The 10083-nt window shown below is 33.8% G+C and carries 9 protein-coding genes; all 9 read right to left on the reverse strand.

The window, feature by feature from the left end; genetic code table 11:
* Positions 1-640: 640 nt before the first annotated feature.
* Positions 641-2107: a T9SS type A sorting domain-containing protein gene (locus tag NT175_01255; protein ID MCX6233341.1), complete on the reverse strand. Its 1467-nt coding sequence runs from the start codon at positions 2105-2107 to the stop codon at positions 641-643.
* A 36-nt stretch (positions 2108-2143) separates the two neighbouring features.
* Positions 2144-2824, reverse strand: coding sequence for an epimerase (locus NT175_01260; GenBank protein MCX6233342.1), 681 nt, complete (start codon positions 2822-2824; stop codon positions 2144-2146).
* A 92-nt stretch (positions 2825-2916) separates the two neighbouring features.
* Entirely contained in the window at positions 2917-3474 is a 558-nt protein-coding gene (locus NT175_01265) for an isoprenylcysteine carboxylmethyltransferase family protein (GenBank protein ID MCX6233343.1), read from the reverse strand.
* 67 nt (positions 3475-3541) lie between these two features.
* Positions 3542-4204 carry a hypothetical protein gene (locus NT175_01270; GenBank protein MCX6233344.1) on the reverse strand — a complete coding sequence of 221 codons (663 nt, stop codon included), beginning with the start codon at positions 4202-4204 and terminating at the stop codon, positions 3542-3544.
* 193 nt (positions 4205-4397) lie between these two features.
* The gene (locus tag NT175_01275) at positions 4398-6110 is read right to left on the reverse strand and encodes an IPT/TIG domain-containing protein (protein MCX6233345.1); all 1713 of its coding nucleotides are present in this window, start codon (positions 6108-6110) and stop codon (positions 4398-4400) included.
* 2 nt (positions 6111-6112) lie between these two features.
* On the reverse strand, positions 6113-7237 hold the full coding sequence (locus NT175_01280) for a porin family protein (protein MCX6233346.1): 1125 nt from the start codon (positions 7235-7237) through the stop codon (positions 6113-6115).
* Between the two features lie 196 nt (positions 7238-7433).
* Positions 7434-8324, reverse strand: coding sequence for a T9SS type A sorting domain-containing protein (locus NT175_01285; protein ID MCX6233347.1), 891 nt, complete (start codon positions 8322-8324; stop codon positions 7434-7436).
* A 154-nt stretch (positions 8325-8478) separates the two neighbouring features.
* On the reverse strand, positions 8479-9393 hold the full coding sequence (locus tag NT175_01290; protein MCX6233348.1) for a T9SS type A sorting domain-containing protein: 915 nt from the start codon (positions 9391-9393) through the stop codon (positions 8479-8481).
* Positions 9394-9498: 105 nt separating this feature from the next.
* A complete protein-coding gene (locus tag NT175_01295; GenBank protein MCX6233349.1) occupies positions 9499-9834 on the reverse strand; it encodes a hypothetical protein in 336 nt (111 codons plus the stop codon).
* Between the last annotated feature and the right edge of the window lie 249 nt (positions 9835-10083).

The raw sequence follows: 10083 nt of genomic DNA on the forward strand, positions 1-10083 counted from the left end.
TTATACCCTCCATTTTTCAAGTGCTGACGGGCAACCCTATCAATCCCGTTGAAATGTTCGGGTTCATCGATATTTTGCTTCAGATCCTTTATGGTTTGCTTGTGCCTAGTGATGTTGAGCGCTGGTTCAAGCGCGCCAATGAGCTGACGAGGGCACTTTTGATGCGTGCAGTCCTGGGAAAACCAGAGCATTATGTATCAGGCCGGAGTTCCTGATTCCATTGCATCAATTCGTTCTGGTCAGGTTCTCCGGTTTTAATGATTTTCGTGGCTTTGCAATTACGGTAAGATATATTGTACCAGTTTTATGGAATCCGGTGTAAAATACCTTAATCCTGCTTTCTGTTTCGTCGTTTTTTATGCATTTAATAACAAATATCCGAATAATTCTCAATAAAAGCAAGATAAATTTTTGTCTAGATATGTAAATATTACATTGAATATTTAATGCTTAGTGCGGCGAATCAATTGCTAACACAGGAAAAAGTCGGTTTAACCGCAAAGGACGCAAAGGTATACGCCAAGTACGCAGATGCTTTTATGCGTACTTTGACCTTTTTGCCTTAAAAACTACTTTGCGTTCTCTGCGCCTTCTTTGCGAACTCTGCGGTTAATATCCTACTCTACACTGAGAGGGCTTTTCACTCCTTAATTATCTTCATTACCTCCACATTATTTCCGCTAATAAGCTTAACCAGATACATTCCCGATTTTAGCCTGCCAATATCAATTCGGCTCACCGGATCGTTGATGATAGACTTCATTATCTCCTGACCATTCATTTCACTGATCGTTATGATGCTGTTGCCGGTCGCCTGTGACTGGATAATGATAAAATCGTGTGCCGGATTGGGATAGACATTGAAAAGGTCCACAGACCTGTCAGGGTCACCAATCCCGACAATGATCTCCTCACCGCATATAATTTCATTCTTTTTGAAATAGATGATGCCGTACCAGTACCAATATCCGGTAGGAGGTGGATAGATAATGGAACTCTCGTCACTGTATAAGCCTAATCCACAAACATATATGGTCTTTTCTTCTGGTGGTGGTCCCGGAATATCGTAGGAACCCCAGCAATTATCATCGTCACAATAAATCAGATATTCAGGGGTAATCGTATAAGTCCAAAAATTCAGCCCGCAACAATCAGCTTTATACAATTTCTTAATCACCAGTTTATTGCTTTGATCGATATAATCAAAGGGAATTGATGCGAGGACTTCATCCTTTTTGTATTTCAGGGTGATGGTATCACACAATTGAGCGCTGTCACCCACCTCAAAAGTAAATCTGGCAACCTTATAGATGATCGAATCCTGTGTATCGATACGATCAAGGAAAAGATGCTTGATATATCGGTGATAATTACACCACGGAGGTCCTTCTTCCATATCATATATATCACGGTATTGAATTTCATCACCCGGCTGATGATCGTAAATCATTTCATTGGTGAGTCCTAATAATCCGGCATCAGGCGATACATTACCGATGAGATTGAGAGGCAGTAGAACCTCCGGGAACTCATCAATCCTGAAAAATTCAATCAAGCCCATTGCCTTTCCCACAATGATCCTTTTACCGTTCAATGCCGAATTGATGATATTGCCGGAGGCATCGGTATGGGATATCCGGTAAAACTTTGCTGAGTCAGCAATATTCATGACCGTCGTCGTATCAATCCCTTCAAACACCATGAAAAACCCTTGCGATTCGTCCTGGTAAAAAAGTGATGAGTCACCGGGAAGAAGAGAAAAATTGAAGTGCAGGGTATCGCTTTGTGCAGTCAGGAATCTGTAACCTCCAATATTATCGCAGATAACGTGTGAGCCTAACCATGAAGGTTTGCTTTGTTGGATGCACCATTCTGCTCCCCAAAACTCGCAACTGTCCGTTTCAATTTCATCGCCAAGACCGGTATAAATGAAATAGACAGAATCGGTTCCGACACTTTTAACTGAATCAAATGCCAGACTGAAAGTTGAATCTTCAGAAGGAAGGTCACCGTAAAGTTTTTTCGAATTTGCATTGAATAGTTTATAATTCTGGCTCATGGCCAAAATTGACAAAGTTGTAAGAATTATGGTTAATACATTTTTCATTCGATCTCTTTTGTTAAAACTATGGTATACAATCTATTATTTTTTTGATAAAGTAAGAATATCCTTTACTTCAAGAATTTGCTTTTCATAACCTTTGGTTGCAGCATTAATCATGGCTATTCCTAATTCATTTAACGTGCAGATATACTTTGGCGCAAGTGTCTTCATCACTGGCACCAACCATCCGAAGTATTGGTAATAGCTTAACGTATTTTTTAAACCTTTTGTCGGTTGCAAAAATGCCGGGCGGAAATTATATACTTGCCTTAAAGGAAGTTTCATCAGATCATTTTCTGTTTTGCCTTTTACTCTGGCCCACATCATTCTTCCTTTTTCTGTAGTATCTGTCCCTGCACCTGAAATATAACAAAAAATCAAATCAGGATTAAGCTTGGAGAGCGTTTGAGCGACATGCATAGTTAAAGTGTATGTCAACCGGTAAAATTCCGGTTCTTTCATTCCTTGTGACGATACTCCCAAACAAAAAAGACATGCGTTGTAATTTATCAGTTGGTTTTCAATTGGAGACAGGTCATAAAAATCGGCATGAACAATTTCCTTTAGTTTTAGATGTGTTATTCCGCATGTTCTTCTGTTAATTACTAATATCCGCTCAACTTCGCTATGCTGTAAACATACATTTAATACTCCCTCTCCTACCATTCCTGTTGATCCGGTAAGAATTACCCTGATTTTTGAATTCTGTTGTTTGTCCATGGTATTTTCTGATATTTCACAATTTTCTGCCGGTTGCAGCTAACAGTTTACCAGTAGCATTCAGTTTGAACTATCTCACTCGATGAATTATATTAATAAATCCAAGGTATTAAACGATATATCCTTTTCATATAATCTAAATAATCCTCTCCGAATTGGGCTATCAATAGCCTTTCTTCAATTTTAATACGATTGAGCATAGCAAACGTAACTAGAATTCCAATGATTATTAAACTTATCCAGTTATTCAGGGATATACCAAAACCAATGAATGACAATAAAGAACCCGAATATGACGGATGACGAATGATCCTGTATACGCCGTCTTTCTTTATCTTATGATTGGCTCTGATTGTAACATCCACAGTAAAAAGTCTTCCCAATGACCAGATTGCAATAAATCTGAATACCATCCCAACGATTATTAGAAAAAGTCCAAAGAATGGTATGATTACTAAATTACTGATAGGAATATGGAAAAAGACAGAAAAAACAATTCCCAGGGAATTAGCGACACCTATCGTAATCCATATAATTCTCATTGAACCTTTATCCTGATCTTTTTTATCAGTATTACCTGAGCGCAACAATCTATTCAGTAATATCTCTGAAATAAGCCATACTGACCAAATTATTATAAAAATCACCATAGTGTCATGATTTTATCGGGTCAATGTTTTTCATTGCAGACAATGGTTTCAGGTATGGCAACAGTTGTTATTTTAATATCACACCCCATTCAGTCACGGTAAAGCCTTTTCTCTCAAATCCATTACCAATTTCAGGATCAGCCAATTTTATGTTTGGCATATCATAATATCCTTTTATTAAATAAAATAACCGTAAAACATTATCCGGTTTTTTGGAAAAATTAAGCCTGATTACTTCGTTAATAATCAACACATTTTGAGGATAAATCACATACCATTCAAAAATAGCCAACCGTGGTATCCAGTAATCAAGATAATCCGGAATTTCGCGGCCGCTAAAACCGTATTTAGTCATGTTCTCAGTGAAAAAGAATTCCAGATCAGCTTTTTTTACAAGCCATCCCTCATTTTGCTGCCAAACATCAGGTTGTATGCTTTCATAAAAGAGGTAATTATATGTATTATCAATTAGTCCATTTGTATCAACTGTAATATTCCAACCGGAACCATAATCGGGAAGTGAATTAATAATGTTCCCGCCAAGAGGAAAAATCAAACTGACACTTAACTGGATTTTCTCGTCAGGATATATATAAATATTCGGTTTCTTTAGAAGAGGACATGTATCATTTCCATCATCATCTGGGTCACAACTTTGAAATGGAATGGTGAATACCAATAATATTCCGAGTAAGAATAATGGAAATCTAAAAAGTTCTATTGCTCTCATTGTTCTTTAATTCTTGTTTAATCTTAGATGATCTTTAATGTTTTTTAAGTTGTGTTACAATTGGTACCCAACGCTTTGTTGTAGCAACAGTAAGGGAATTTGAAGTTTCTATCCACAGGTAAATTTTATTACGAAGGAAAACTTACCTGACCATCTAAAATCCTTATTATTGCTACAACATGAGGGCATAGTTTTATTCTTGATATGAATACATAAGTGGAGCACAACCAATATAGCTACTTGATGTAGCTGCAATATATGCTTTGTCTCCGATGATAAATATTGTTTTATATGAATCATATCCACTGGGACCTGGGTACATCGAAGTTAAAATCCATTTATTATTAATAATATCATATTTATATAATTTTTCCCCAGAGTGCAATACATACCCCGTATTGTTAAGAGCAAAACCTATTGCATGTACACAATAATTTTGTTTCGAAAACGGATTGGTCGATTTTTCAATCCAACTATCATTTTGTTCATTATATTGCCATGTGAGGCCATAAGTTACGACAAAAGCTTTACCATTACTGACAAAAGAAGAAGCAAAAGCATATTTAAAATTATCTGGGAAATCATTCAATCTTATATACTGTCCATTTTCCAAATTACATTTCCAAACCTGGCCTTCATCTGTAACAATATATAATTGGTTATTCAGATTAAAAAATATAGCATTATAAAACTTAAACGGAATATCATTTTTTTTATTCCACGATTTATCATTAAAGTCGAATACCCATAACTCACTTAAAGATTGACCCGTATAATCGTATCCGCTTACTTTAAAAAGCTGTTCCGCTGTAATAATGTACAAACTACCCTCATTTCTATCACCTGGAAATAGTGAGGAAGGAACTGAATTCCATTGGTTAGAGATAGGACTATACTCATAAAGTTCCTTTGTATTTAATTCTAAGATATAGCCTTTTTCGTTAAAGGTAAATGCTTTATATGCCCAAGACCAGTCAAAAGGGGTGGCTTGTTTGCTTTCCCATGACTTTTCTATTAAAAACCTGTCTTTATAACTTGTTGTTTTCAGGCCGTTTACAAGTTTAATTGTCACTGATATATCAGACAACAAACTATTAGTCGGTGGAGGAACTATAATCTCAAGTTGAGTTTCAGAATAACTTACTATTTCAGCACTATTAGAATCAAAATAAACTGCAATGTTCGCTCCATTTTGAATTAAGTTTTTCCCTTCAATAGTAACAGATTCTCCAGAATTTCCTGATAATAAAGAAATAGAGTCAATTTGGGGACCTAATATTTTAAATTTAATATTTGATGTCACATCCTTGGAACCTACTTGAATTGATATATCAGCTTCACCAACATAACCCATAGGTGGCGTTATAAATGCAATTGAGTCGCCAGTTGAAAAAATCACCTCTGCCGGGATATGATTAACAAATACTTTATTATTAGCTGAAATCTGGCTAAAATATTTACCGGTAAGTTTAATCAAAGTCCCATCGAAACCTTCCTTTGGGTTAAAATCCCCTATCATTATTGATTCTGAGCCAAGACTGAGGAAAATTACTTTGTTCCCTAAAACCAAATTCCTAATTGTCTTTATATAAGCTCGACAACTATATGTAATACCCTGTTCTAAATCAGCCGAAATTCTTACTTTAAAATTGTCTAAACTTCCTTTATTGAAAAGACTATATTGATAATTGGTTTTCGTATCACTCCATATAAAACCAAAATCTGTAATTTCTTCTTGCCCGTAATCAAGTATTTCTGCTTCAAATGTTGCTCCTGAAGAATCAATATCCGTAACACTTTTTGTTATAACATATGGATATTGTTTCGGTTGAATTTCTGCATCCTTCTTACAACCCATAAAACTGAACAGAAGTGATAATATCACAAAAACAAGAGAGTATTTCATAATTAAAAGTTTATTCCAGTAATAAAATGAATTTCAGAATTATTCAGCGAACCTGAATCTGATAATCCATAAAGTTTACTGTATCGCAGCTCAAAAAATAAAAAATTCTTATGATTGAGTTTGCATTCGAGACCGCCTCCAATAGAATAACCAACTTGATTTCTATATATAAGTGATGTTTTCTTTAGGTCATCTATTTCTATAATGTTTTGGGTCATTGATGCCTCGTAAAGCGAATTATCATTTTTGAAGTTATATGCTAAGATTCCACCAGCATTTATAAATGGCCGATTTTTGTTTGATGGATACGCATACTTAATCAGTATCGGTAATTTCAAAGCTGATATATTTGCAACAAAATCAATGTCTTTGTTTTCAATTAACTTGTTATATGAAAATCCATGTCGAGAATAATAAAGTTCTGCATGTAAAGAGAAATCGCTAACCAAGATTGGATTGTCAACAAATAAACCAATTGTAAATCCACCATCGTATTTAAAATCCAACTGATTTATATATTCATTTTCAATGGCTGAGGAAGGAATCAGTTTTGTTGTTCCATAGCCTATTATTAGCCCATACTTAAAAAAGGGGAATGGTTTTAATTCACAGTTATTATACCTTGTAATTAAATTTGTTAATGACTTTTTATTATAATTGACAAGCTTTGCAGCATCTCTAACATTTGGACAATCAGAAGTTATGTGCTGCAAATTACTTCTAAAGGTAATATCTCTTTTTTCTTTACGTTTAGGCAATTCAACAAATAGAATACTATCTTTTTCCAGAAAATATGTTTTATTCCTCTTTCCTTTATAATAATATAGAGTTGTATTACCCTTTTCCAAACGCTCTAAAAATACTCTTTGGACAGAATCGGATGTTTGAATATCTTTTGATAAGTATACGCGTCCATCTTTAAATCCATACTCTTTTACTTCATAGGGAGTATATCGAACTATCTGGTCACCCATTTTCATCATACAAAATCTTGAGTTTAATAAATCTCTGCCATCAACCAAATTAACACCTACAGACATTAAACTATCTGTTGCATAATAATCATTTTGTCCACAGATTTCAATGGGAATTATGCATATAAATAGAAATATTATTGTTATTCTCATCTGTTTTTAAAATTAGTTCAACGGTTTTGTGCAGATGCCGGCCCGGATTATTGCCTGTTCAAATGGGCAAATAATTATTATTAAATATTAAGCATGAAGTACTAAGTATTTAATATTTAATGCTTCATACTTAATGCTTAATAATCAAAATAAATCCGTGCCGGCATTTGCTTGTTTGCTACAAGGCGTACAAAATTCAATATATTATCATTTTCTTACAAACCATCTCAGAGTCGGTACTTATTTTATACAAATAATGACCCGGAGTCAATTCGTTTTTGTTCAACTTATAACTATGCTGTCCGGGATAAAGATATCCATAATCAATGATTTTTATCAAGTCTCCTTTTAAATCGAATATTTCGAGCCTGGCATATGATTTCTTTGAGATGTAGAAACTTATTGTAGTATATTCAGTGAAGGGATTAGGATAATTTTGGTCGTGGACTATATATTGTTGAAATTGCGGAATATGAACTGAATGAGAAATGTTCCATAAATACTCGTATGTCACTACTAAATCTTGGGAAATACCCCAAGTACTCAAAAACTCAAAAATCGCGTAATCATAATAAGGGATCATAAAGTCCAGATTACTTTCAAAAATACTGTCATAACTTATCATTGCTATTTGCACTCCATCTCTATATATGCTTACCAATTTCAGACAATTTACTGTATCCCAGGGCAATGCCCGAAGTATAATATTTTCCGTACTGATTACCTCAAAATCTATATAAAGAAATGCCGAACAATATGCAACTTGAAGTGTATCACCTTCCGTAACGGCTTCTATTACATAACCCGGAGGAATAGTATCAATAAAATCGCCCGTATCCACATATAAGTAATTTGAATCTAAAGAAGTGATTAGATTTTCATTTAACCGCACTAATGTATCATTCCATGAAATATGTTTATAAATATTACATCCAAGTATCACATTATTATCATTTAAAGAATAAGCATCCCAGGATATTGTAACTCCTTGAGCGTCACCTCCAGCATGACAATAACAACTTTTGATTTGTGGAGAAGCATGCAGATAAAGGCAAACAAAAATTAAAGCGGTAAGAGATGTTTTCATTTGATAAATTTTAAATATCCTTTTAGTGTTTGATGGTATGACCATTAAGGGAGAGCGGGCTTGTTAACTTATCAAAGTGCACTAAAAGTGATGCGGGTGATAACCTTCGAAAATCCCTACTATCCTTATTAGCTATACCATGTGTCAGCTGGTGTTAATTTTTAATTATTTTCCTCATTCCTAATATTTTATCCTGATATTTTAGAGTCGCAATATATAATCCATTTGGAAGTCCTGTTAAGTCTATTTGAGTATTTGAGGTAAAATCTTTGGAAAATATAATTCCCCCGATTAAATCACAAATTTCAATGGTTATGTTTTTTTCACTATTTACATTTATTTGAAATTGTCCGGTTGTAGGATTCGGAAATATTTCAAAAATTTTTTCCATGCTATTTTCATCGACACTTGTCCATGTATAAGTATACGTACAGGAATCTGCAATACCTGTAGAATAAAATCCCAGGTCCGAATCTTCATAACAGCGTAATCCTTCGGAATAGTTCATATCACAATAAAGAAATGATTCAGGATACAGATTAAACAGGTAGCTGAAGTCGCCAATTTTTTCTACAATTTTCGAATTATAATAAAAATTGATTCCAGGTATGTCATAAATTGCAGAATAGGTTACATAGAGAACTTTTAGTTGTTTTTCGTTTATGGTTATTAAATCAGTAGAATCGACTGTGATAAGAATTGTATCAATTTCATCGTCCCAGTCTTTTATTCTGATTATCCAAGAGTTACCCTCTATTGCTTTAAAATCATAAAGTTTCTGAAATTCATTAAAATCGTTGTCCCAAAAATATACAGCGCTATCCTCAGAAAAAACATATTCGATATCCGGTCTGGTGCTACAATCAAGGTTTCTTGTTTTAACCAATTGGTGACAGGCTTTTCCCTGATACATAGTATCCATAACTGAAGTAATTTTCAGGAAATTCTTGTCTCCCGAAAAAGAAAATCCTTCAGTATAGTACCATTCTGCTCCAATTGGAGCAAAATCCTGAGCAATTAATCGCATTGAAATTTGGAGAATTATCGTCGACAAAAAAAGTATTTTCATCTTTCGACAATTTTTAATTTTGAGTTCGCGGTTTCACGGTTTTAATGCTAACGCCTTGAATAAACTGCGTTTTAATGCAGTTTATTTGGTGTTAGCAAACGATTATTACCCGAAAATATGATTCAATCCCATAAATAGGTTTTGTTCTAATATGTCGTATTTGCCATCAGATAAAAACAGTTCTTTCACTTCTTTAAATAAACGACCTACTTCATCTTTTGAGTAACCATATTTTTCAAGAGTTAATCGTATTTTTTGAATGCTTTGATAATCGTTATCCTTATCGAATTCATCATGGATTCTTTCAAAACTATTTCCCTTAGTTTTTGATTTAATAAAGTCTGTTTCTACTTTTGATTCTAAAAAATTTGCATTAGCGCAATAAATCAGTATGTAAACTTTTAATTCTTCTTTTGACCAGTTTGTATCAAATTCTTTCATTGTTTTATGTTTAACTTTTTTATAAAAATATTTCTTTTTTTCAATAAAAACAGGTAATTCTTACTAATATTAAGTAATTAAACGATTTTACTAATGTGGGAATGTTTGCTAACTAAATAGGATTTAATCTGCAAATTACGAAAAAAATAAATATTAAAAACAGAAAGATAGTATTTGCAGATAAATCCGAGTTGAACGAAGCCGTCTGTAAATCAATAAGATCACCCATGTGAAAGCAATATTTTATAA

The organism is Bacteroidota bacterium (assembly GCA_026391695.1).
Taxonomy (GTDB): Bacteria; Bacteroidota; Bacteroidia; order Bacteroidales; family JAGONC01; genus JAPLDP01.

Bases quoted from the DNA above. Each gene is read 5' to 3' on its own strand.
- NT175_01255 (MCX6233341.1), bottom strand. From the start codon at position 2,107: ATGAAAAATGTATTAACCATAATTCTTACAACTTTGTCAATTTTGGCC.
- NT175_01260 (MCX6233342.1), bottom strand. From the start codon at position 2,824: ATGGACAAACAACAGAATTCAAAAATCAGGGTAATTCTTACCGGATCA.
- NT175_01265 (MCX6233343.1), bottom strand. From the start codon at position 3,474: ATGGTGATTTTTATAATAATTTGGTCAGTATGGCTTATTTCAGAGATA.
- NT175_01270 (MCX6233344.1), bottom strand. From the start codon at position 4,204: ATGAGAGCAATAGAACTTTTTAGATTTCCATTATTCTTACTCGGAATA.
- NT175_01275 (MCX6233345.1), bottom strand. From the start codon at position 6,110: ATGAAATACTCTCTTGTTTTTGTGATATTATCACTTCTGTTCAGTTTT.
- NT175_01280 (MCX6233346.1), bottom strand. From the start codon at position 7,237: ATGAGAATAACAATAATATTTCTATTTATATGCATAATTCCCATTGAA.
- NT175_01285 (MCX6233347.1), bottom strand. From the start codon at position 8,324: ATGAAAACATCTCTTACCGCTTTAATTTTTGTTTGCCTTTATCTGCAT.
- NT175_01290 (MCX6233348.1), bottom strand. From the start codon at position 9,393: ATGAAAATACTTTTTTTGTCGACGATAATTCTCCAAATTTCAATGCGA.
- NT175_01295 (MCX6233349.1), bottom strand. From the start codon at position 9,834: ATGAAAGAATTTGATACAAACTGGTCAAAAGAAGAATTAAAAGTTTAC.